The 21,933-nt window shown below is 71.8% G+C and carries 18 protein-coding genes and 2 pseudogenes; 9 read left to right on the top strand and 11 right to left on the bottom strand.

Annotation, left to right across the window (positions count from 1 at the left end; all coding sequences use genetic code 11):
• Together ABD811_RS37860 and ABD811_RS37855 are read right to left on the bottom strand one after the other, a co-directional pair.
• A pseudogene (locus ABD811_RS37860) lies at positions 1-132 on the bottom strand (ABC transporter ATP-binding protein); the annotation flags it as partial.
• A 38-nt stretch (positions 133-170) separates the two neighbouring features.
• A complete protein-coding gene (locus tag ABD811_RS37855) occupies positions 171-1,280 on the bottom strand; it encodes an amidohydrolase family protein (protein WP_344957431.1) in 1,110 nt (369 codons plus the stop codon).
• A gap of 49 nt (positions 1,281-1,329) precedes the next feature.
• On the opposite strand from ABD811_RS37855, the gene ABD811_RS37850 reads away from it, so the two are divergent.
• Positions 1,330-1,824 (top strand): MarR family winged helix-turn-helix transcriptional regulator, encoded by a 495-nt coding sequence (locus ABD811_RS37850; RefSeq protein ID WP_344957429.1) that lies wholly within the window; start codon positions 1,330-1,332, stop codon positions 1,822-1,824.
• 398 nt (positions 1,825-2,222) lie between these two features.
• Here the strand turns inward: ABD811_RS37850 and ABD811_RS37845 are convergent, their stop codons facing one another.
• Entirely contained in the window at positions 2,223-2,945 is a 723-nt protein-coding gene (locus ABD811_RS37845) for a class I SAM-dependent methyltransferase (protein ID WP_344957426.1), read from the bottom strand.
• Positions 2,946-3,553: 608 nt separating this feature from the next.
• Between ABD811_RS37845 and ABD811_RS37840 the strand changes: the two genes are divergently transcribed.
• Both ABD811_RS37840 and ABD811_RS37835 read left to right on the top strand, forming a co-directional pair.
• Positions 3,554-4,102, top strand: a complete 549-nt coding sequence (locus ABD811_RS37840) for an NADPH-dependent FMN reductase (RefSeq protein ID WP_344957424.1) — start codon at positions 3,554-3,556, stop codon at positions 4,100-4,102.
• Positions 4,103-4,454: 352 nt separating this feature from the next.
• Positions 4,455-5,108 (top strand): class I SAM-dependent methyltransferase, encoded by a 654-nt coding sequence (locus tag ABD811_RS37835; protein WP_344957422.1) that lies wholly within the window; start codon positions 4,455-4,457, stop codon positions 5,106-5,108.
• A gap of 577 nt (positions 5,109-5,685) precedes the next feature.
• On the opposite strand, the pseudogene ABD811_RS37830 reads toward ABD811_RS37835, so the two are convergent.
• A pseudogene (locus tag ABD811_RS37830) lies at positions 5,686-6,615 on the bottom strand (oxidoreductase).
• Positions 6,616-6,697: 82 nt separating this feature from the next.
• On the opposite strand from ABD811_RS37830, the gene ABD811_RS37825 reads away from it, so the two are divergent.
• Positions 6,698-7,300, top strand: a complete 603-nt coding sequence (locus tag ABD811_RS37825; RefSeq protein ID WP_344957420.1) for a TetR/AcrR family transcriptional regulator — start codon at positions 6,698-6,700, stop codon at positions 7,298-7,300.
• A gap of 224 nt (positions 7,301-7,524) precedes the next feature.
• On the opposite strand, the gene ABD811_RS37820 is transcribed toward ABD811_RS37825, so the two are convergent.
• From ABD811_RS37820 to ABD811_RS37800, 5 genes are all read right to left on the bottom strand, one after another.
• Entirely contained in the window at positions 7,525-8,322 is a 798-nt protein-coding gene (locus tag ABD811_RS37820) for a 2-keto-4-pentenoate hydratase (protein ID WP_344957418.1), read from the bottom strand.
• On the bottom strand, positions 8,319-9,314 hold the full coding sequence (dmpG, locus tag ABD811_RS37815) for a 4-hydroxy-2-oxovalerate aldolase (protein WP_344957416.1): 996 nt from the start codon (positions 9,312-9,314) through the stop codon (positions 8,319-8,321). The genes ABD811_RS37820 and dmpG overlap by 4 nt, the downstream gene beginning before the upstream one ends.
• An 8-nt stretch (positions 9,315-9,322) precedes the next feature.
• Positions 9,323-10,198 carry an acetaldehyde dehydrogenase (acetylating) gene (locus tag ABD811_RS37810; protein ID WP_344957414.1) on the bottom strand — a complete coding sequence of 292 codons (876 nt, stop codon included), beginning with the start codon at positions 10,196-10,198 and terminating at the stop codon, positions 9,323-9,325.
• Between the two features lie 75 nt (positions 10,199-10,273).
• Positions 10,274-10,783, bottom strand: a complete 510-nt coding sequence (locus ABD811_RS37805) for a RidA family protein (protein ID WP_344957412.1) — start codon at positions 10,781-10,783, stop codon at positions 10,274-10,276.
• Positions 10,780-11,502, bottom strand: coding sequence for an aspartate/glutamate racemase family protein (locus tag ABD811_RS37800; protein ID WP_344957410.1), 723 nt, complete (start codon positions 11,500-11,502; stop codon positions 10,780-10,782). The genes ABD811_RS37805 and ABD811_RS37800 overlap by 4 nt, the downstream gene beginning before the upstream one ends.
• Before the next feature lie 113 nt (positions 11,503-11,615).
• On the opposite strand from ABD811_RS37800, the gene ABD811_RS37795 reads away from it, so the two are divergent.
• Positions 11,616-12,512 (top strand): LysR family transcriptional regulator, encoded by an 897-nt coding sequence (locus ABD811_RS37795; RefSeq protein ID WP_344957408.1) that lies wholly within the window; start codon positions 11,616-11,618, stop codon positions 12,510-12,512.
• A 106-nt stretch (positions 12,513-12,618) separates the two neighbouring features.
• On the opposite strand, the gene ABD811_RS37790 is transcribed toward ABD811_RS37795, so the two are convergent.
• Positions 12,619-15,042: an ATP-binding protein gene (locus ABD811_RS37790; RefSeq protein ID WP_344957406.1), complete on the bottom strand. Its 2,424-nt coding sequence runs from the start codon at positions 15,040-15,042 to the stop codon at positions 12,619-12,621.
• A gap of 238 nt (positions 15,043-15,280) precedes the next feature.
• On the opposite strand from ABD811_RS37790, the gene ABD811_RS37785 reads away from it, so the two are divergent.
• The 3 genes from ABD811_RS37785 to ABD811_RS37775 all read left to right on the top strand — a co-directional run bounded on the left by ABD811_RS37785 (position 15,281) and on the right by ABD811_RS37775 (position 18,858).
• Positions 15,281-16,135 carry an SAM-dependent methyltransferase gene (locus tag ABD811_RS37785; RefSeq protein WP_344957404.1) on the top strand — a complete coding sequence of 285 codons (855 nt, stop codon included), beginning with the start codon at positions 15,281-15,283 and terminating at the stop codon, positions 16,133-16,135.
• Positions 16,136-16,221: 86 nt separating this feature from the next.
• The gene (locus tag ABD811_RS37780; protein WP_344957402.1) at positions 16,222-17,589 is read left to right on the top strand and encodes an FAD-dependent oxidoreductase; all 1,368 of its coding nucleotides are present in this window, start codon (positions 16,222-16,224) and stop codon (positions 17,587-17,589) included.
• 9 nt (positions 17,590-17,598) lie between these two features.
• Positions 17,599-18,858, top strand: coding sequence for a cytochrome P450 family protein (locus ABD811_RS37775; RefSeq protein WP_344957400.1), 1,260 nt, complete (start codon positions 17,599-17,601; stop codon positions 18,856-18,858).
• Between the two features lie 397 nt (positions 18,859-19,255).
• On the opposite strand, the gene ABD811_RS37770 is transcribed toward ABD811_RS37775, so the two are convergent.
• Complete coding sequence (locus tag ABD811_RS37770; RefSeq protein ID WP_344957398.1) at positions 19,256-20,398, bottom strand: Clp protease N-terminal domain-containing protein; 1,143 nt, start codon at positions 20,396-20,398, stop codon at positions 19,256-19,258.
• 135 nt (positions 20,399-20,533) lie between these two features.
• On the opposite strand from ABD811_RS37770, the gene ABD811_RS37765 reads away from it, so the two are divergent.
• Positions 20,534-21,931: a sensor histidine kinase gene (locus ABD811_RS37765; protein ID WP_344957396.1), complete on the top strand. Its 1,398-nt coding sequence runs from the start codon at positions 20,534-20,536 to the stop codon at positions 21,929-21,931.
• The last annotated feature ends 2 nt before the right edge of the window (positions 21,932-21,933 follow it).

Raw genomic sequence — 21,933 nt, 5'->3', positions numbered from 1 at the left:
CGACTTCCCCGACCCGGACGGTCCCATGATCGCGGTGAACTGGCCCCGGGTGAACGCCGCGGACACGCCGCGCAGCGCGGTCACCGCGCCGTCACCGGCACCGTAGGTCTTGACCACATCGGACGCGACCATGACCTGGTCGCGGACGAGCTCGTCGGGCAGGGTCCCGATCACCGACGTCCTCCCGCAAGGCGGGGGAGCAGGCGCAGCGCGTTGTCCCGGGCGATGGCCTGGTGCGCGCGGCGGTCCACACCGGGGTCGCGGTCGAAGTCCGCGGTGTTGCGGGCCACCTCACGGGCGGAGTTGGCGGGCCAGTCGGTGCCGAACAGCACGCGGTCGGCGCCGACCGCGCCGAGCAGCGTCGGGGTGGCGTACGGGGACATCGGCAGCGCCGTGTCGTAGTAGAAGCGTCGCAGCGCCCGCCGGAACTTCGCCGGGTCGGGCCCGTCGTCCTCCCTGCCCCAGCGCTCCGCGCGGCCGGCCATGTACGGCAGGAACCCGCCCGCGTGCGACAAGATGATCGACAGCCGCCGATAACGGTCCAGGACCCCGGCGGCGATCAGGCTGAGCGCGGTGCGGGTGGTGTCGAGCAGGAAGTCGCCGAGCCAGTCTCCCACCCCGGGCACCTCGACGATCCCCTTCGGCGAGAAGGGATGGGTGAACACGACGGCGCCGCGGCGGTCGAGCTCGGCCAGCAGCGGGTCGAACGCCCGGTCGCCGAGGTAGCGCCCGGCGGCCGAGGTGTTGAGCAGCACCCCGTCGGCGCCCAGCTCGTCCAGCGCGTACGCGATCTGCCTGAGCGCCAGGTCCGGGTGGAGCATGGCCACGTTGGCGAAGAAGCCGAACCGGGTGGGATGGTCGCGTACCAGCTCGGCCAGGGACTCGTTGCACACGCGCACGCCCGACTCGGCGACCTTGCGGTCCGCGAACACCTCGGCCGGCACGGGTGCGGAGGCCACCCCTACGGCGATGCCGTTGGCCTCCATGGTCTCCATGGTGCTCGGCAGGGTCCACTGGGCCCAGGAGGGACCGCCGGTGGGCGGGATGATGCCCTGCTCGATCGCCCACAGCCGCATCCTGCGTGGCGCGGCGTGGTGGTGAGTGTCGATCCGTCCGTACGAGGGCCGGTGCGGGCTCGCGGCGGCGCCGCGCACCGGCAGCGGCACGGGCGCGGCGACGGCCGCCGCCGCCATGCCGGTCGCGGCGGTCAGCTTGAGTGTCCCCCGGCGGGTCAGCTCGGGCATGAGGGTCTCCTTGTCGATCGCGAGGAGGTAGCGCATATGAGATAATCTCATCTGAGACTATATCAGGAGCTACTAGACTGGGCCCATGCTGGACGACCTGCTGGAACGCCTCCTGTCCGGGGAGGGCGGCCCGGCCGCCGATCACGTGGGGCTCGGCATGCTGCTGGCCGAGGCCCACAACCAGAGCCGGGAGCGCCTGAACGAGGCGCTGCGTCCGCTGGGCATCAACGTCCGCGGATTCGCCGTGCTGCTCGCGCTGCCGATGTACGGCCCGGTCAGCCAGCGGGACCTGATCAGCCATATCGGCATCGACAAGTCCACGATGGTCCGGCTCATCGACGAGTTGGAGGACGGGGGACTGGTCTCCCGCGAGCGGGCGCCGCAGGACCGGCGCGCGTACTCGATCGTGCTGACGCGCCGCGGCGAGCAGACCCTGACGAAGGCACGGCGGATCGCCGAGCAGGCGGGCGAGCACATCTTCGGCCGGCTCACCGACGCCGAACGCCGGCACCTCGTCGACCTGCTACGCCGCCTGGCCGAGCAACCCGTCCCACCCCAGCCCGACGCCAGTCCGCGCTGATCACCCGCCGGTGCCGCCCGCCCGTCCGGCGCCTTGACGAACCTCGGCCGCCGCCGGCCATGCGGAACTCCGCCGCCTGCCCCGCCTTTGACCGTCCTGCACCTGGTCACCCGCGCGCTGAATCCGACCCGCGCGACTCAGCCCGCGCCTGCACCGAAACGGCCTGTGCGGCTCCCATCCACTCCGCTGCCGGTCGGCCTCACCACTGCCCCGTGGTCAGGGCACAGGCCGCCCTACCCCACCACGGCCTGGTCGGACCTGCCCAGGCACGTGAAAACCTCCGCCCCCGAAACACTCGACCGATTCGTTGAGGCCACTGACGCCGGCAGCCGTTGATAACGACCCCTTACGCCGTCCACCCGTCGTATTCGACCCGCGTGGGGTTGAGCGGCTGCGGATCAGTCAGAGGTGCCGGGTCTGCGCGCGAGAACAAGCCGGTAGCGCGGGCTGCCGTCCTCGCGTCGGCCCAGAAGCGTCAGGGGGACTGTCGTCACGGTGAATCCGGCTGCCGTCAGATCGTCGCGGACCGCATGCAGCGGGCACGTGCGGTAGTACATGACGAACGGGGGACGCCACACGGCATTGCGGGCCCGCATGGCCAGGTCGAACCCGAGCAGCGCCCAGTACCAGCCCGAGGTGATGGGCTGCGGTGCACCGATCGGGAAAGCGAAGAGCCCGCCGGGCCGTAGCGCGCGGTACACCCCGGAGAAGAGCGCGGGCCGTTCGGCGGGCAAGAAGTGTCCGAGCGCCCCGAAACTGACCGCGAGGTCGAAGGCCTCGTCGAAGGGCAGGTCCCGGACGTCGGCCCGTACCCACTCGGCGTCTGGATGCGCTTTGCGCGCCTGCGCGAGCATGCCGGCGCTGAAGTCAACGCCCGTGATCCGTCCTTGGCACAGGGGTCTGAGGACCCGCATGCCCGCACCGGTGCCGCAGCACACGTCCAGTCCCTCGCCGAAGGGCCCCAGCGAACCCAGCGCGTCGGCGGTCGCGTCGAGAATGCCATCCGGCGTGCGGAAAGGCGTGTGGTCGAACTTCGGAGCGAGCAGGTCGTAGCCGCGCTCGACCGAGGACAGCGCCTGCATCGCCAGTTCACGCAGAGAGGGACCTTGGGCCGAGAACACCGCCCAAGCCTACTTCCCAGCCCCCCGACCAACCGTCAGCCCGGGCACGAGGCGGTGGATCCGGCACTCCAACAGAATCCACCCCGGATTCATGTCGCCTCCCGCCCCACACCACCCGCCGCGCCTCCGCCGCCACCGCACCGGCCGGCGCAGGCACGGACCACGCCACCAACGCCAGCAGCCCGGCCGACCGGGAACACGTGACGCTGACCGTCAACGTCGACACGGGCGCGGCGGCACCCGGTCCGGCCGGTTCGCAAGGGGACTGCACCGCCCCCGGTTGGAACCCTCGGTGACCTGGGACGCCTCAGGCAACACCGGGACTTCACCTGGAAGTACCCGATGCGCGCCGTCCCGGTGCCTGGGGACCTGTCTCCGTCGATCGGGCTGGGCTACTCGGTGCAAAGCGTGGACGGCCGGACCGGAAACACCAACAGTCAACCCACCTGGGTCGGCGAGGGTTTCGACCTGTGGCCAGGGTTCATCGAACGCCGCTACAAGTCCTGGGAGGACGGCGGCGTGCCCAAGAACGCCGAAGGCAAGCCACCGGGCGATCTCTGCGGGGCCATGACAAGTTGCACGGCCGGGGCCCGGCGTAGGTTGAGCGGATGTCCACATCGTCGGTGATCCTGCTGCTGTCGGGGAGCCTGAGGTCCGGCTCCACCAACGAATCGGTGCTGCGCACGGCGCAGGCCGTCGCGCCCGAGGGGGTGCGCGCCGTCCTGTACGACGGCTTGGCGGAGCTTCCGCACTTCAACCCCGATGACGACACCGACCCGCCACCGGCCCCCGTGGTCCGTCTCCGGGCGACGATCGACCAGGCCGCCGCGATCCTGATCTGCACCCCGGAGTACGCGGGCACCCTGCCGGGCTCATTCAAGAACCTGCTGGACTGGACGGTCGGCGGCACCGAGATCTGCGACAAGCCGGTGGCCTGGGTCAACGCGGCCGCCCCGGGCCGCGGCCAGGGTGCGGAGGCCACGCTGCGGGCGGTCCTCGGCTACACCGGCGCCCGCATCGTGGAGGCGGGCTGCGTGAAGATCCCGGTGGACCGCGGCATGATCGGCGACGACGGGCTGATCACCGACCCAGACGCGCGCCGGCGACTCGGCGACGTGCTCGGGCTGCTGGCGACCGCGCACGCGCAGGCCGCGTGACCTGATCCTTCCCACTGCCTTCAGGGGCAGTGTGCTGAGCTGCGGAAATCATGGACGCCACCCCCGTACGCGCGATCCAGTTCACCCGAGTTCACTCATGGCGCCCCTGTCCTGCCCCGCCCGTACCTGAGCGCTGCCGCTGTGCCGGGCGGCCGTGCTCGGGGGCGGCCGGCATCAGAACTGTGATCGTTGAGCTGCGGCCCGGGAGAGTCTGCTGCCAGCCTCAGCGTCGGCATTTTCGGCATGACCCCCAGTCGGAACTGGCGCTCACGGAGCCATGTTTCCGCCAGGCACCCCGGCCGGAACACGACACGGTCCAACACAGCAGGGCAGCGGACTAGGGTCGTCAAGCGTGATCGAGTCTTCCTCCCTGGACACCACCCGGGCGGCCTACGACGCCGTCGCCACCCTCTACGCCGAGATGTTCCGCGACTCGGTCGAAGGCCATCCGCTGGACCGCGCCCTGGTCAGCGCATTCGCCGAGTTCGTACGAGCCGCGGGCGCCGGGCCGGTGGCCGACCTCGGATGCGGCCCCGGCGGCGTTACGGCGCGCCTTGCCTCCCTCGGGTTGACCGCCTTCGGCATCGACGCGTCGCCGGCGATGATCGAGCTGGCCCGCCAGGAGTACCCGGACCTGCGGTTCGACGAGGGTTCGATGCTCGCGCTGGACATCGCGGACGGCGCGCTGGGCGGCGTTCTCGCCTGGTACTCCATCATCCACACGCCTCCGGAGGACCTGCCGGTGATCTTCGCGGAATTCGCGCGGGTGCTGGCGCCGGGCGGTCATCTGCTCGTCGGCTTCTTCGCGACCGGCGACGACTCGCCACACCCGGCCGAGCCGTTCGACCACAAGGTCTCCCTCGCCTACCGGCTCTCCATCGACCACGTCGCGGACCTGGCGTACAAGGCCGGGCTCACGGAGATCGGCCGGTCGCGTCGCGAGCCGGCTGAGAACGAGAGGTTCCAGCACGGTCGTCTCCTTGCCCGCAAGCCGACGGAGTCGTAGGCCGGTCAGCAGGTCAACGAACGCCGGGTCGGGTGCCGGCGGAGGAGATCGCGGGCCTGTTTCGGAGGACGTGGAGTGGGTCTACGAGTCGCCGTGGCCGAGGGATCCCGCGAGAGCCCGCCGCGCCCCCACTGGGGCGTCCGCGCGCCGTCACCAGTGCCGCTCCGCCACCTGGCTATTAGCCCATCTGACCCCGGGTCCCAACTGCCGACGAATACCTACCGGCCGCCGGGCGTGTGGGTGAGTGTGCCCACCTCGCAGAATCCGGGGAAGGGCGCCCGGGACAGCGCCAGATTCTAGGTCGCCAACGCCCCTTTGCGCAGGGAACACACCGCCCTACTTCCTGCTGCCCTGACCCCCGCCAGAGCGGACCGGCCCCACCACCCGCATCCGGGGGAGGCACGACCGGCACACGTCTGCGGCATGTCCTGGCCTCCCTGGTCTGCCCCGGTTCGCCCAGGCATTCGCAGGACAGGCGGCGGTTCGGCCGGTCGGACATTGGCACGGGTCAACCGAACTCCGGCTCGACCCTGGAAAGACACTAAGGCGTAGGTACGTCGGCCGACCGTATGCGGGGTCAGGCGGGGGTGGCTGTGCGCAGGTGGGCGGGGAAGGGGACGCCGGTGAGTTCTTCTGAGGCGGTCCATAGGCGGCGGGCGGTTTGGGGGTCGCTGGCCGCTGTGGATCGGCCGACGAGCGTGGGGGCGCCGCGCATTTCTGCCAGGCCGTCCGGGCCGACGTAGGACGCGCCGGGCAGGTCCTGGACGGCGGCGTACAGCGTGGGCAGCGCGCCCGCCTTGCTGTCCTGCGCGACGATCCGGTTGCCGAACAGCATGGACGCGCGGCGCAGGAAGCTGGCGTCGCCGCCCTGCAGGTTGGTGGCGGCGTAGCCGGGATGGGCGGCCAGGGCGCGGACCGGGGAACCGGCCGCGGTCAGGCGGCGCTGCAGTTCCAGGGTGAACAGCAGGTTGGCCAGTTTGGACTAGCTGTAGGCGCGGGTCGGGGAGTATTCGCCCGTCAGGTTCAGGTTCTCGAAGTGGATGCGGGTGCCGGGCCACCTGTGCGCGCCGGAGGAGACGGTCACGACGCGGTCGGTGACGTGCGGCAGCAGCAGGTTGGTCAGCGCGAAGTGGCCGAGGTGGTTGGTGCCGAACTGCATCTCGAAGCCGTCCTTGGTGCGCGACTCCGGGATGTTCATGACACCGGCGTTGTTGATCAGCAGATCGAGGTCGCCCTGCCAGGAGGCGGCGAACTCGCGGACCGACGCGAGGTCGGCCAGGTCCAGGCGGCGCACCTCCAGGGTGCCGCGCGCGCCCTTGACGGCCGCGGCGGCGGCCTCGCCACGGCCGGTGTCCCGCACGGCGAGCACGACGTGCGCGCCCGCGCGGGCCAAGGCTTCGACGGTGGCGGCGCCGAGCCCGCTGTTGGCTCCGGTGACCACGGCGGTACGGCCGGTCAGGTCGGGAAGGTCGGCGGCGGTCCAGCGTGAGGTCTTGTTCTTCGCCATGAAAGGAAATGTAGACAACGCCAACAATGCTGTCAATGTCAACAATGTTGGCGGTGACCACGACGGGGCTAGGCTGGTGGCCATGACGACCCGCCGCTACCACCACGGAGACCTGCGCGCAGCGCTGCTGACCCGCGCCGAGCAGACGCTGCGGGACAAGGGGCCGGGGGCGCTGTCGCTGCGGGAGCTGGCCCGTGATCTAGGCGTCAGCCACGCCGCGCCGAGCCGCCACTTCAAGGACAAGCAGGCGCTGCTGGACGCGCTGGCGCTGGCGGGGTTCGAGCGGCTCGGGGCGGCGATGACCGCGGCGCTGGAGGAGGCGGAGGACTCGTTCGCCGACCGGCTGAGCGCCGTCCTGCGCGCCTATGTGGGCTTCGCCATCGGCAACGCCGCCCTGCTCGACCTGATGTACTCGGTCAAGCACGACCCCGCCGCGTCCGAGGCGCTGATCGCGGCCACAAACAGGCTGGCGACGCTCGCCGCGGAGCTGATCGTGGACGGTCAGCGCAGGGGAGAAGTGCGCGACGGCCCGGTGGAGAGCATCGCCCTGCCCGTCATGGCCGCGCTGCACGGCTTCGCCGCCCTGGTCGTGAGCGGCGCCCTCCCCCCGGAGCTGGTCGAGCAGGGGCTGGACGACACGGTCGCGCTCGTCCTGCGAGGCGCACTGCAGACGAACGCGGTATAGCTGCAACACGGCGACCCCTGAGATCGCCGATTCCCAACGTGGGACCAACTCTCATCACCGTGACCGACACGATCCCGTTTACCGTGCCGCCTGGCTGACCGGCCGCGGATATGGATGCCCGCGATGGCACGGCCTGCGAGGCCGGGAGAGCGGTTGCAGGGTGCCGGGTGGTTGGGCTGCGGCCGCAGCCCAACCCGGGTGCATCCGCTGGCGGTTCCTCTCTGTCAGGACGGGGCATCCTCGGCCAGCATCGCCGTCACCCTCCCGATCCCGGGGAATTCCGCCGTGATGCTGTCGCCCGGCGCGATCGGGATGGCCCTGGTGAGGGAGCCGGACAGCACGACCTGGCCCGGTTCCAGCGACACCCCCATCGCGCCGATGGCGTTCGCCAGCCAGGCCAAAGCGTTGAACGGCGTGCCGAGGACCGCCGCTCCCGTGCCGGTTTCGATGACCGTGCCGTTCCTGAGCAGAGCGCAGTTCGCGGACGGCAGGTCGACCTCGGCCGGATCGATCGGCGTGCTACCGAGGATCGCCGCCCCGGACGACGCGTTGTCGGCGATCGTGTCGACGATCGAGATCTCCCAGTCCCGGATCCGGGAGTCGACGATCTCGAGCGCCGGCAGCAGGTATCCCACCGCCCTGACGGCGTCGTCGGCCGTCACGCCGGGTCCCCGGAGAGGGGCGTCGAGGACGAAGGCGATCTCCGGCTCGATCCGGGGCTGGATGAACGCGCGGGCGGGGATCGGCCGGTGCTCCGGGCGGAGCATGCTCGCGGTCAGATGGCCGTAGTCCGGCTCGTGGACGCCCATCTGCCGCTGGATCGCGGCCGAGACCAGGCCGATCTTGTGGCCGCGGACCCGGTCTCCGTCCTCGGTCCAGCAACGCGCCTGCTCCTGCTGGATCCGGTAGGCGTCGGCGATCGTCGCGCCGGGGTAGGTCGCGCTCAGGGGAGGGATCGGCGTGCCCGACCGGTGGGCGTCGAGCAACGCGGCGGCCGCCTCACGGATCTCGGAAGTCCTCACTGACGCGCTCCGTACCGGCTGGAGAGCTCCGCCGCGACGTCGATGATCATGTCCTCCTGGCCGCCGATGACCTCGCGCCGGCCCAGTTCCAGGAGGAGTTCGCGCACGGGCACGCCGTACTTGTCCGCGGCGCGCTTCGCCGGGTGGAAGAAGGTGGAGTAGAGACCGGCGTAGCCGAGCAGGAGCGCGGTCTCGTCGATGATCTGGGGTTCGGTCATCAACGGTGCGATGACGCGTTCGGCGACCTCGATCAGCGCGAAGACGTCGACTCCCGGGTGGTGACCGGCTCGTTCCAGCGCCGCCGCGAGAACCTCCGTCTGGGCGTTTCCCGCGCTGGCCCCCAGACCTCGGAGAGACCCGTCGATGTAGGTCGCGCCGTTCTCGACCGCGGCGAGCGCGTTGCCGATGCCCACTCCCAGGTTGTTGTGGGCGTGAAACCCGATGTCGGCGTGGACCGCGTCGCGCAGGGCGGCGACGCGGGCTCCGGCGGAGCCGGGCACGAGCGCCCCGGCGGAATCGACCACGTAGATCACCTGCGCGCCATAGGAGTCCAGTTTGGCGGCCTGCTCGGCGAGGGCCGCGGGTTCGAGCTTGTGGCTCATCATCAGGAAGCTCATGACACGCATGCCGTGGTCGCGGGCGTGGCGGATCGGCTGCTCGGCGCAGTCGGCCTCGGTGCAGTGCGTGGCGACCCGCACCGTGGCCGCCCCCGCGTCGCGGGCGGCGTCCAGGGCCGCAAGCGTCGAGATCCCCGGCACGTACAACACGGCGATGTCCGCCCTGTCCACCGCGGCGACGGCGGCCCGTACGTACTCGACGTCCGTCGCGGCGGCGAACCCGTACTGGACCGAGGAGGCGCCGATGCCGATGCCGTGGGCGACCTCGATCACCCGGACACCCGCCCTGTCGAGGCCTCTGGCGACCGCGCCGACCTGGTCCGGCGTGAACCTGTGCGAGACGCTGCTCATGCCGTCGCGCAGGCTCGTGTCCACGAGAGTGATCATCGGGCGGCTCGCAGGGTCTTCTCCGCGATCCGTTCGGCGACGGCGACCGCGGCGGCGGTGATGATGTCGAGATTGCCCGCATACGTGGGCAGGAAGTCGCCGGCGCCCTCCACCTGCACCATGACGGTGACCAGGTCGCCGTCGACCTCCACGAGTCGCAGCCGGTAACCCGGCACGTAGCGGCGGACCTTCGCGACCATGTCCCGCACGGCGCGCTCGATCCGGCCGGCGTCGCTCCGGCGAACCCGTGCGTACACGGTGTCCCGCATGACCATGGGCGGCTCGGCCGGATTGATCAAGGAGAACGCCTTGGACTCGTCCACTCCGGCGACCGCGATCAGGGCCTGTGCGGTCTTCTCACTGAACTCGCTGAGATTCCACCGGGTCCCCGGACCGGCACTGGCGCTCGCGATGGTCGCGACGATCTCGCCGTACGAGACGTCGGCGACCTGGTTGATCGCGTGCAGCAGGGGGATGGTGGCCTGTCCCGCGCAGCTGACCATGTTGAGGTTCGGCGCCTCCAAATGGTCGTCGAGGTTGACGGCGGGCACCACCCAGGGGCCGACCGACGCGGGTGTCAGGTCGATCGCGGTGATTCCCGCGGCCGCGTAGCGCGGCGCGGCCGCGGCGTGCACCTTCGCCGAGGTCGCCTCGAAGACCAGCGGGGGTCGGTCCGGTCGGCCGAGCAGCCAGTCGACGCCCTCCGCGGACACCTTGACGCCGAGGTCCTTCGCGCGCCGCAGGCCCTCGCTGCCGGGATCGATGCCGATCATGAAACGCGGGTCGACGAGCTCGGACCGGCGGAGCTTGTAGAGCAGATCCGTTCCGATGTTGCCCGAACCGACGATCGCCGCCGGGACTTTCGCGGGCATGCGCGCCCTCCTCGTGACGAAAGGTGTTGCCTTCCCCGCAGGCCGGCGGCCGGGGGCTTCAGGGGATTCGCGGGCTCAGCCGCGTGCCGGTCGGTGAAGCTCGACCAGGAGTTCCAGTTCGACGGGCGAGCCCAGCGGCAGCGTCGACACGCCGACCGCCGAGCGGGCATGCCGTCCGACGTCGCCGAAAAGTTCGCAGAGCAGGTCCGATGCCCCGTCGCCGACCCGCGGGTGCCGGGTGAAGCCGGCCGTCGACGCGACGAACACCAGGGCTTTGACCACGCGGGCCACCGCCGCCAGGTCACCGATCTCCGCCTTCAGCGCCGCCAGTGCGTTCAGCGCGCACTGGCGCGCGCACTCGTACCCGAGTTCCACGCTGACCGTGTCACCGAGCCGGCCGACCGCGATCAGCCGCCCCTCCCGCAGCGGCACCTGGCCCGATACGTGGACGTGGTCACCGCTGCGTACGGCGGGCACGTACGTCGCGACAGGGGGGACGACCTCCGGCAACGTCAGCCCCAGTTCCCCGAGGCGCTGTTCGGGATGTGACCTCGTGCGCTCCGTTCCGCGGCGTCCCTGGCTCATCGAGGGCCGCCGCGCCAGTCGGGCATCGCCCGCTTGCCGACGGCGACGTCATAGGCCGCACGGGCCAGCAGACGGGTCGAGTCCAACGTCGGCAGAGAGGAGACATCGGGCGTGATCAGCAACGGGATCTCGGTGCAGACGAGGGCGACCGCGTCACAGCCCCGGTCGGCCAGCCGGTCGATGACGCGGAGGTACTCCTGGCGCGACGCGTCGCTGATCACGCCGTTCACCAGCTCCTTGAAGATGACCTCGTTGACGAGGGCGCGGTCGTCGGCGTCGGGCAGTTCCGCGGCGATCCCACGGGCGGCGAACGCACGCGGATACAGCGGGCCGTCCATCGTGTACCTGGTGCCCAGCACGCCGACACGGGTGCGCCCCTCGGCCGCGGCCTGGTCCGCGACGACCTCGGCGATGTGCAGGCCTGGCAGCGCCAGGTCCGGTCCCGGCACCTCCAGGGCCATGTGGGCGGTGTTGTCCGGGCATACGAAGAAGTCGGCGCCGGCCCGGGCGAGCCGCTGCGCGCTGGTGGCCAGGGTGGCCCGGACGGTCGCGTGATCTCCCGCGTCCCAAGCGGGCATGCTGTACCCGAAGGCGATGTAGTCCAGGGTGACGTCGGGATGCTCGTTGCGGCCGGTCCGGTGGAATCCCTCCTCACAGAAAGTGAGGAAGCAGAGCGCGGCCCCTCCCGTGCTGTGAGCGAGAACCCCAAGGTGTTTCACGACGGCTCCGGCATTTTCCGGTGAAGCGGGACGGCTTCATTCTTTACCGAGGGATCCCGACATGCCTACTCTGAGGCATCGGTCGATATGGCAGCCATGCCCTGGAGGTATGGATGGATCTACGGTTGCTGGGTTATGTGGTCGCGATCGCCGAAGAGGGATCCATCAGCGGAGCCGCCCGCCGGCTACGGCTGACTCAGCCGAACCTGAGCCGGCAGCTCCGTGAGCTGGAACGACGCCTGGGTGCCGAACTGTTCGCCCGCGGCGGCCGCCGGCTCGTTCCGACCGCCGCCGGGGAGGCGCTGCTCCGCCGGGCCGTGCGCATGCTGGCCGATGCCGAAGCCGCCCCGAACGACGTACGGCTGGCCGCCGAGGGCAAGACCGGTCGCTTGACGGTGGGGTTCGCCGGATCGGGCATCAACGGCGCGCTGGGAGACGCCCTCGGGCGGCTGCGGGCGGAACTCCCCGACGTCGACCTGTCCCTGGTGGAATTGTTCGATGACGCCGAGATGTCGGCCGGCATCCTGGACGGAAACCTCGACGTGGCGGTGCAGCGGCTGCCGGTCCGCGACGCCCGTCTCGCCACACGGGTCTGGGCGCGCGAGCCGTTGACCCTCTTCCTGCCGTCCGTGCACCCCCTCGCCAGGACCCGTGAGCCGGCGCCGGTGTCCGTACTCGGTGAGATCCCCCTGGTGCTGTGGCCACGCGAATCCGCGCCCCATGCGCACGACGAGATCATCGCGTTGTGCCACCACGCCGGGATCGTGCCGCGCATCGGCGCACGGGGCCGGACCGTTCAGACCATCCTCGCGCTGGTCGCCGCCGGCTTCGGCGCGGCCGTGATGGCCGACTCCTATCGAGTGCTGCACCGGGAGGGGGTGACACCTCGACGGCTCGCGGGTACCGCCACCACCTTGCACCTGGTCTGGCGAGCCGGGGACACCGACCCGCTCCTCACGCGTTTCATGGCCGCCCTGAACACCGTGAAGGCCCGGCATCGCACGCAGTGATCCCACGGTGCGACGGCATTCGCCAGCGCCCGGTAGGTCGCGGCCGCCTGCGCGGGCGGCATGACGCCGTTGTTCAGCGCTTCGGGGCCCGGATCGGCACCGGCTGTCAGGAGCGTGGGGCGGGGCCGCTCTGTTGCTCGGCCACCCATGCGGCGATCTCGGCGCGGCTGGTGAAGCCCAGCTTGCGGAGGGCGGCGCTCACGTGGGACTGGACGGTACGGGGGCTGAGGAAAAGGAGCGAGGCGATCTGCTTGTCCGTCTTGCCTTGGGCGATCAACTCGGCTACGGCGTGCTGTTTGTCGGTGAGCAGCCGGTTCGCCGTCCGCGGCCGGGGCGGAGCGTCGGCCCGGGGGGTGGACGGCTGGCCCAGCGCCAGGTCGATCGCGGTGTCGAGTTGCATCTGCGCGCCGTAACTCTCGGTCATGTCGTACGCCTCGCCGAGGGCCGCCCGGGCCTGTTCGACGCAGGCGGTGTGGGCCTGCGCCCAGGGACGCAGCCGGTGGATGGCCACACCGAGGGTCCGCTGCATGTTCCGCGCGGCGCCCAGAAGCAGAGCCGCCTCTTCGTGATGACCGCGGGCCACCGCGCACCACGCGAGCGACTCCACGCACCAGACCGAACCCCACCGTTCGCCGATGTCCCACTGGGCGCGCAGCGCGGCCCGGAACATCGCGACGGCGGACGCCGGGTCACCGTGGCGGAGCTCGGCCACGGCGCGGGCCCACTGGGCCCAGGCGGCCGCCCAGGTCGCGTCGTGGGCGCGGGCGTCGGCGAGGTGCCGACCGGTGACGGCGAAGGCGTCCCGCGCGGGCGCGGTGAACGCGGCGGCGATGGCGTGGAACATGTCGGCCATCGGCAGCACACGCGTGTCGTTCATCGCGGCCAGTTCGTCGCGGACGGCGGCCCACCGCGCGAGCGCCTCGGGGTCGCCGTGGACGAACAGGGCCGTCGCGGCGATGAAGAAACGGTGAACGGCCAGTGCGAACGCCGCCTCGCCGCTTCCGGAGACCGCCGGTGCCAGGGCGTCGCAGCGGCGCAGCAGGGTCTCGGCGTTGATCTCGTCGCCCAGGCACAGCGCAATCCAGCCCGCCTGGGCGAGCACCGTCAACCGGAGCGGTGCGGCCGCCGAGTTGTCGGCCAGGGCTTTTTCGGCTCGCAGCAGGGTCCGCATGCCCTCGCCCAGCGTCCCGCCGAAGAACCACAGCCGCAGAGCGGTCAGCGCGGAGGCGAGCCGGGCGCCGACCTCCGCCTCCTCCAGCGTCGTCGCGGTGGCGCACCGTTCCAGGACGGCCCGCTGGTTCGGCAGGTCCTGGCGCGCCTCCCACAGGTACCGGGTCTCGTCCGGTCCGTACCAGTTGCGGCTGCACCATTCGGCGCGGTCGAGGAGGTATGCGCTGAGCCGGCGGTACGCGGCAGTCTCCTCGCCGGGCGGCGGCGTGGGCCGACGGTGCTTCGGCTTCGGCGGGTCCCCGGTGCGCGAGCCGAGGCGGGCCAGCCCGTACTCCCGCACGGTCGCGAGCATGGTGTACCGCGTCGGAATGGCATCGGTGTCGGGGACGACGATGCTCTTGGCGGCCAGCTCGCCGATGAGCATCGGCACCTGGCCGGCGTCGAGCTCGCCGCCTGCGGCGACGGCCGCCGCCGCGTCCATCGTGAAGCCGCCCGCGAACACCGCCAGCCGGGGCCACAGCAGCCGCTCGGCCGGCGAGCACAGCTGGTAGCTCCACTCGAAGCTGTCCCAGAGGGTCCGGTGGCGGGCCGGGGCGTTCACGTCCGCCGTGAGCGTCCGCAGCCGGAAGTCCGACAGCATCGACACGATCTCCGCGACCGACATCACGCGGACGAGCGGCGCCGCGAGTTCGATGGCGAGCGGGATGCCGTCCAGCATCGCGACCAGGCGCGCGACGTCGGCCGCGTTCCGGGGCGTGAGCGCGAAGTCCGCGCGCGCGGCGCAGGCCCGCGCCGCGAACAGCCGTACGGCCTCGTACTCGGTCGCGACGGCCCGGTCGGGGACGGCCGGGACGCTCAGCGGCGGCACGTCGATCAGGTGTTCACCCGCACAGCGCAGCGGCACCCTGCTGGTCGCGATGATCCGCAGTGCGGGGCAGTCGCGCAGGAGACGGACCACCAGGGGCGCCAGTGTCCGGATGAGGTGCTCGCAGTTGTCGAGCACGAGCAGGGCCGCCCGTCTGCTCAGCGCCGCGGTCAGGATCTCGCCGGTCTCCCGCGCCGACACGTCGTCGATGGGCAGCGCGTCCAGGATGACCCGTCCGACCGTGGTCGGGTCGGTGTGGGAGGCGAGGTCGACCCACCAGGCTCCATCGGGGTAGGCGCGGCGGGCCTCGCTCGCCAGCCGCATCGCGAGCCGGGTCTTGCCCGTACCGCCGGCGCCGGTCAGTGACAGCAGCCGTACATCCGGGTCGGCCAGTCGCGCCTTCGCCGAGGAAAGCAGCTCCCGGCGGCCGATGAAGCCGTTGAGCTCGGCCGGAACGTAGCCGTCGCGCCAGCCGTCCGCAATGCGTTCCGTCACCCGCTCCGCCCGTCCTCGCCTCCCCGCCGCGGGGGCGGGTACGCCGAACGGCTCATGATCGTAGTGAGTCCGGCGCCGCCCGGTGGCGAAGTCGGTCTCGTCGCTCGCCGAACCCCCGTGAGGCCAATTCCGTACCGGACTCCGTACAACGACGGAGGATGCGGGATCCCCTGCGGCAGCACCATATCCGGATGCACCAGGTCCCGGTGGCGCCCCGCCGATCCACCCTCCACAGCGGATGAGTGAGACACCGCTTCGGCACGACGCCGGGCCGATCCGCGATCCCGGGCCCACGATGGCGTGGGCGGCCCCGTCCATCGCCCGCGTCGTCGACTGCCTGCTGGGCGGCAAGGACAACTTCCGCGCCGACCGCGAACGAGCGGCGGAGGCGCTCGCCGCCGACCCTCGGCTCCGGCAGGTCGTCGTCGAGAACCGCCGGTTCTCCCGCAGGGCCGTCCGCTACCTGGCCCGTGAGTGCGGTGTCAGGCAGTTCGTCGACATCGGGACCGGCCTGCCGGCCGCCGAGAACACCCACGACATCGCCCAGGACCACGACGCGAGCGCCCAGGTGCTCTACGTGGACAACGATCCGATCGTCGTGGCCCACGGTCAGGCGCTGCTCGCTGAGAACGATCGCATCGGGGTCGTCCAAGCCGACCTGCGTGACCCCGGCGCACTCCTGGACCACCCCGTGTTCACCCGGCTCATCGATCTGGACGAGCCGGTCGCGGTGCTGCTCACTCCCGTCCTGCAGTTCCTGTCCGACGCCGACCGCCCCGAGGAGATCATGCGGACGGTCCGCGACGCACTGCCGCCGGGCAGCCATCTCGTCCTCTCACACGCGTGCCCGGAGGCGCGCCCCGAGCGGGTCGAGCGCGTCATGGACGTCTACCGGTCCGTCGTGCCCTCGGCCACGGCACGCGAACGCGAGCGCATCGCGGGCTTCTTCGGCGACTTCGAGTTCGCCGAACCGGGTCTGACCTGGGTGTCGTCCTGGCGTCCGGACATCGCGGTGCCGCCCCGGGTGGCCGAGCGCGTCTGGCAGCTCGGCGGCGTCGCCCGCAAACCGGGCCCGGCGGCCGGCCGGGCCTGACGACCACCATCACGACGAGCCGACGCATTGGAGAACGAACGTACATGGGCGGGAGACCGGTCCGTCGTTTCCGTGAACTCAGCGCCGTGCGGCCGCCGACCGACACGAGGATCGTGCTGCGGCGTGCCGTCGTGCTCGGCGGCAGCATCGCCGGTCTGCTCGCGGCCCGCGTCCTCAGCGACCACGCCACCGAGGTGATCGTCCTGGAACGCGACGACCCCGACGCGCGCGGGCCGAGGCCCGGGGTACCGCAGGGAACGCAGGTGCACGTCCTGCTGAACGGCGGGCGGGTCCAGCTCGACCGCTGGTTCTCCGGGTTCTCCGACAGCCTGCTCGCCGACGGTGCGGTGCTGTCGAAGGACGACGCCATCCGCATGTACGTCGACGGCGTCCTCAAGGTGCCGGTCGCGGACGGGATCGTCAGCGCCAGCCGCCCGTTCCTGGAGAGCCGGGTACGGACCAGGACGCTCGCCCTGGGCAACGTCCGGCTGCTCCGGGCCAGGGCGTGCGGCCTGACGTTCGGCCCGGACCGGGTCACCGGCGTGCGGTACACCGGCGACGGCGACGCGGCCGACCGGATCGCCGAGTTGCCCGCCGATCTCGTGGTCGACGCGATGGGCCGGTCGAGCCGGCTCGGCGACTGGCTCGAAGAGGCCGGCTGGCCCCGGCCGCCGATGCGGCGGGTGGGCATCGACCTCGGCTACGCCACCGCGAGCTTCCGGCGCGACGGCGCCCCGCTCGACGTCTCCACCGTCCAGGCGATCGTTCAGCCGGGCAGGGAGCGCCGCCCGGGGGTCAGCGTGCTGACCGCCGTGGAGGACGGCCGCTGGTCCATCCTGCTGTCCGGGTTCGCCGACGACCGGCCGACGCGGGACCCGGAGGAGTTCCGCGCGCGCTGCCAGCGGCTCCCGCCGGTTTTCGCGTGGGTCGCCGACAACTGCCCGATGATCGGGTCGGTCGTGACCTACCGGCAGGCCGACTCCCGGCGGCGCGACTTCCACGCGGTGCGGCGGCTGCCGGCCGGCCTCGTCGCCGTGGGTGACGCGGTCGCCTCGTTCAATCCCGTGTACGGCCAGGGCATGTCCTCGGCCACGCTCCACGCTTCCTGCCTGTCGGCCTACCTGCGGTCGTCGCCGTCGTTCTCGGAACCGGCCCACGACTACTTCGCCCTGGTACGGCTCGTCGTCGACGCCGCCTGGCAAACGTCGACGACCAACGACCTCGCGCTGCCGCACGTCACCGGCCCGTATCCGCGCGGCTTCCGACTCGCGCACCGGATCAGCGACCTGATCCTTCGGGCCTCCGTGACCGACGCGGAGGTCAACCACCGCTTCATCCAGGTCACACACATGCGAGCCCATCCGAACACCCTCATCCGGCCCGGTCTCCTGCTTCGCGCCCTGCGCGCCAGGCGGGCGGCCGGCACCGCTGAGCATTCCGATCCGACCGCCTAAGGAACAGCCATGGACATCACTCCCCGCGGAGCCGGACACGCCCCGCCGCCCGGCCCTCCGACGCACCCCGAGCGTGTGCGGCTGTACGACGAGGCATTCGCCGCGGATCCCGCGCGGACGTACACGCGGCTGCGGGAGTACGGCGATGCCGTGCCGGTTGAACTGGCCCCAGGCGTTCCGGCGACCCTCATCATCGGTTACGAGGCCGCGCTCGAGGTACTGCGCGATCCGGTGACCTTTCCCAAGGACCCGCGCCGGTGGCAGCGGGACGTCCCGCAGGACTGCCCGGTGCTGCCGCTGATGATGTACCGGCCGAACTGCATGTACACCGACGATCCGGTGCACACGCGGCTGCGGCGGGCGGTCACGCGTGCGCTGGACCACATCGACTCGTCCGCGCTGCGCGAGCACGTGGGCGGCATCGCCGAGGAGCTCATCGCCGGATTCGGCGCCGCGGGCGAGGCCGACCTGCTCGCCGACTTCGCCCGCCCCCTGCCGCTGCTGCTGTTCAACCGGCTCCTCGGCTGCCCGCCCGCCCTCAACGAGCGGCTGGCCCGCGGGTACCAGGGCATCTTCGACGGCGTGGCAGCGGAGAAGGCGAACGCCGAGCTCACCGAGGGCGTCGCCGAGCTGATCGCGCTGAAACGACGCCGGCCAGGGCCGGACCTGACCTCCAAGCTCCTGGCCGATCCGGCCGAGCTGTCCGACGAGGAGGCGCTGCATCAGGTGCTCCTCCTCATGGGCGCCGGGGCCGAACCGGAGCAGAACCTCATCGCCAACGGCGTTCACCTGCTGCTGACCAGTGCGGAGATGGCGGACGACGTCTGGGGCGGCAGCCTGCTCATCGAGGACGCGCTGGACGAACTGCTGTGGAGCGACCCGCCGATTGCGAACTTCGGCTTCACCTATCCCCGGCAGGACGTGAAGTTCCGCGGGACGATCCTGCCCGCGCACCAGCCGGTGGTGATCGGTTTCTCCGCCGCCAACGCCGACCCGCGCACCATGGCGGGAGCACGGGTCGGCAACCGGGCCCACCTCGCCTGGGGCGCCGGCCCACACCTGTGCCCCGCCAAGCGGCCCGCGCTCCTCATCGCGACGGTCGCCATCGAGAAGCTCCTCGACGGACTGCCCGGCCTGACGCCGGCGTTCCCGGGCGGCGAGGCGACCTGGCGGCCCGGCCCGTTCCACCGGGCCCTGACTGCCCTGCCCGTACGCTTCTCCCCGGTGACGGCCGGTCCGCGCCGCCATGGCGACCTCAGCGGCGTGTGACCGACCAAGGTCACCCTGCCGGTTCCGGAGGCATCCTGTATGACGCCTTCAGGGCAGGTCTGAGGCGGGCGGCTGCGGCGAATCTCCGAGGGAGGGCCGCTCGGAACTCTCCCACTCCTCCACGTTGCGCGGGAGCGTCTCCAGGGGGAGCGCAGATGCCTGCGGTGGACGTCGCTGTACGTACGCAGATGGGCGATCTCGCGTTCCAACCGGCGCCGTTCGTCCTCTGCGAGCACCCCTCCTTGCCCATGCCGCGCGACACTGGGCCATGCCGCCCGGCTCCGCGGATACCGTGCCGCCCGGCTCCGCGGATACCGTGCCGCCCGGCTCCGCGGATACCGGCGAGCGGCGGCGGTGAGGTCGTGGAACGCGCCGTCCTGGATCGGCGATCACGACCTCAGCGGTCGAGAGCCTGGCGGAGCTCCGCGATGTCCACGCCGAGCGATGCCAGCAGCGGGCCGCATGGCTCCGCGGGCTCGGCGACCAGTACGGCCAGCAGGTGGGTGGTCCCGGTGGACGGATCCCCGCGCTCGTGGCAGCGCAGGCGTGCGCGGGTCAGGAGCCGTGCGATCTCCTCGTGCATCGTCGGGCGGAACGGATCCGCCGTGGACGGTTCCGCAAGCGCGTCCACCACGGCGGCGAGCGTGATCCCTCGCTCCCGCAGCAGCTCGGCGCCCTTGTTGGTTGGCGTCCACTCGGCGCGGAGCGTCAGTCCGGCCTTGGTGAGCTGGTCGTCCAGGGCGAGCATGCCGAGCAGCAGATGAACGGGAGTCACCTCGGGGTGCCCCAGCCGTACGGCCTGGCGCTCGGCCTCCAGGCGCACCGTGGGAATGACCGGCGACCCGAAGCCGCCGCTGGACAGGACTCTGGCCAGGCGGCCCCAGTACCTGCCCCGCTCGTTGAGCATGCCCATGTTGCGCAACCCGGCGACGCCGTCGGGGTGCCGCGTGCCGTCCTGGCGCGCGCTCGGATGCACCGCGAGCCTGGCGATGAGATCGTCCCGGTTCACTCGCTGTTCGAGCAGCGCCTCGCACGCCCGGTTGCCGCGATCGTGCAGCAGTCCCATGAGGAGGTGGGACGGGTTCGCCCGCGACACACCCAGCTCCCCGGCCCGCATGAGCGCCTGGGCGAGCGCGGCCCTGAGCGCTCCGGTCGGCCGTGGCGGCACCTCGTCCTCGGCCGCCGCCCACGCCGTCTCGCGCAGCAGGGCCGCGACGGCGTGGCCGCCGAGGGGCTCGCCGTCGCCGGCACGGTCCTCGCCGACCCAGTGCTCGGCGCCCTTCGCCGTGATGATTCCCATCAGCGCTCCGCTGTCGCGGACCCGGGGAGCCAGCAGATCCTTGGCCGCGGACTCGCCGTCGAGCAGCGCGAAGAGCACGTGCTCGGTCCCCACGTCCGGCCGCCCGTCCCGGATGGCCCGGCGGAACGCCTCGACCAGAGTCTCCCTCAACTCGCGAGAGGCGTCGGCGGTGGCGGTGTGCGGTTCGGGCCGCATGTCGATCCTTTCGGTCGCGGGCTCGGTGACGGCGGTTTCGATCACCGTTCGGCAGCCTACGAACGCGCATCGAACCGGGGCATGCGCCGATCGGCCCGACCTCATGGCCGATCGGCCATCATGTCGGAGTAGATCGTCCAGACCCGGGATACCGACCGGCCGAAGGTGAGGTGGCCGCAGTTGCCTGCGCCGACCGGATGGGCTCGTACTCGCGCGGCGGCCGCCGTCCGCGAGGCGCGGACGGCCGTGCGTTCGGCGGCGCCGCATGTGGTGGCCGCCGAACTGGCGCTCTTCCTCGTCGCGCTCGCCGCCGGATTCCTGCAACTGCTGTGGTCGCCGCCGGCGCCGGCCCGGGTGGCGGCCGTCGCCGCGAGCGCGTGCTGGGCCGCACTGCTGCTCCCCGCCCGCAGACGCTCGCCGGTCGCGGCCCTCGCGGCCACGGCGCCGGTGCTCGCCAGCGGGAACGTCGGGGCCATGGCGGTCCTGCCGATCGTCTCGTACGCGACGGCACGGCGCGTCCATCCTGCCCGGCGTCTGTGGACGGTCGTACCGGCGACCGCGGCGGCCGGGCTGCTCCTCGCCCTCGCCGTCGATCGGAACGCGCCGTACGGACTGGAAGCGGCCCTCGCCGGAAACGCGATCAGCGTCGCCGTTCTCCTCGTGTTCCCGGCACTCGCCGGTGCCCTGCGGGGTCAGCGCAGGCCGCGCGTCCGCCTGCTACGTGAACGCAACGCCTACCTGGAACGGGCACAGGGGCTGGCCGCTGACAAAGCGCGTATGAAGGAACGCGCGCGCATCGCCGCCGAAATGCACGACATGCTCGGCCACCGGCTCAGCCTGATCTCGATGCACGCAGGCGCGCTCGAACTCACCGTGGCCCGTTCCGCGCCCGAGCTCAGCGCCCAGGCCGAGCTGCTGCGCACTTCCGCGTCCACCGCGATGAGCGAGCTGCGCGGCATCCTGGGAGTCCTCCGCGACGCCACGGACGAAGCCCCCGAAGCCGAACGCAGCGGGACCCGAGCCGACATCGCCGACCTCGTCGCCGAGTCCCGGAAGGCGGGCGTCGACGTGGAGCTGGTGTGGCCCGGCCCCGACCTCACCGGCGCCGATCCGCGGACCCGCCACGCCGTGCACCGCGTCGTACGCGAAGGACTGACCAACGTCCACAAGCACGCCCCGGCCGCGCGTACCAGGGTCGAGGTGACCATGGAACGCGACCGGGTACGCGTCCGCGTGACCAACGGCCCCGTACCGGGCACGCGCCCGCGCTCGCCCGGCACCCGGCAGGGACTCGTCGGCCTCGAGGAACGGGTCGCCCTGCTCCAGGGCGCACTGACCGCAGGCCCCACCCCCGAGGGCGGCTTCCAGATCGCAGCCGACCTCCCCGCACACCCGTCCGTGCCCGCCGACCCCCCGGTGCCCAGGGAGGAACCCGAGCCGCGCGAGGTGCCGCCCCCGCTCGACGCCGAGGTGCTGACGCTGCCCCGCGTCCTGGGCGCGGGATGCCTGGGCGCCCTGGCGGCCGTCCCGGTCGTCACCGGCCTGGCCGTGCTGATCGTCCTCAGCCTCCTAGAATGACC

The organism is Actinomadura miaoliensis, assembly GCF_039536785.1.
In the GTDB taxonomy this organism is placed as follows: domain Bacteria; phylum Actinomycetota; class Actinomycetes; order Streptosporangiales; family Streptosporangiaceae; genus Spirillospora; species Spirillospora miaoliensis.
This window is presented reverse-complemented; position numbering and strand designations above follow the sequence as displayed.

Coding starts and splice junctions, on each gene's coding strand:
- ABD811_RS37825 (WP_344957420.1), top strand. CDS start 6,698: ATGACGACCCGCCGCTACCACCACGGAGACCTGCGCGCAGCGCTGCTG.
- ABD811_RS37805 (WP_344957412.1), bottom strand. CDS start 10,783: ATGAGCCAGGGACGCCGCGGAACGGAGCGCACGAGGTCACATCCCGAA.
- ABD811_RS37855 (WP_344957431.1), bottom strand. CDS start 1,280: ATGCGCTACCTCCTCGCGATCGACAAGGAGACCCTCATGCCCGAGCTG.
- ABD811_RS37840 (WP_344957424.1), top strand. CDS start 3,554: ATGTCCACATCGTCGGTGATCCTGCTGCTGTCGGGGAGCCTGAGGTCC.
- ABD811_RS37795 (WP_344957408.1), top strand. CDS start 11,616: ATGGATCTACGGTTGCTGGGTTATGTGGTCGCGATCGCCGAAGAGGGA.
- ABD811_RS37850 (WP_344957429.1), top strand. CDS start 1,330: ATGCTGGACGACCTGCTGGAACGCCTCCTGTCCGGGGAGGGCGGCCCG.
- ABD811_RS37810 (WP_344957414.1), bottom strand. CDS start 10,198: ATGCCCGCGAAAGTCCCGGCGGCGATCGTCGGTTCGGGCAACATCGGA.
- ABD811_RS37785 (WP_344957404.1), top strand. CDS start 15,281: ATGAGTGAGACACCGCTTCGGCACGACGCCGGGCCGATCCGCGATCCC.
- ABD811_RS37775 (WP_344957400.1), top strand. CDS start 17,599: ATGGACATCACTCCCCGCGGAGCCGGACACGCCCCGCCGCCCGGCCCT.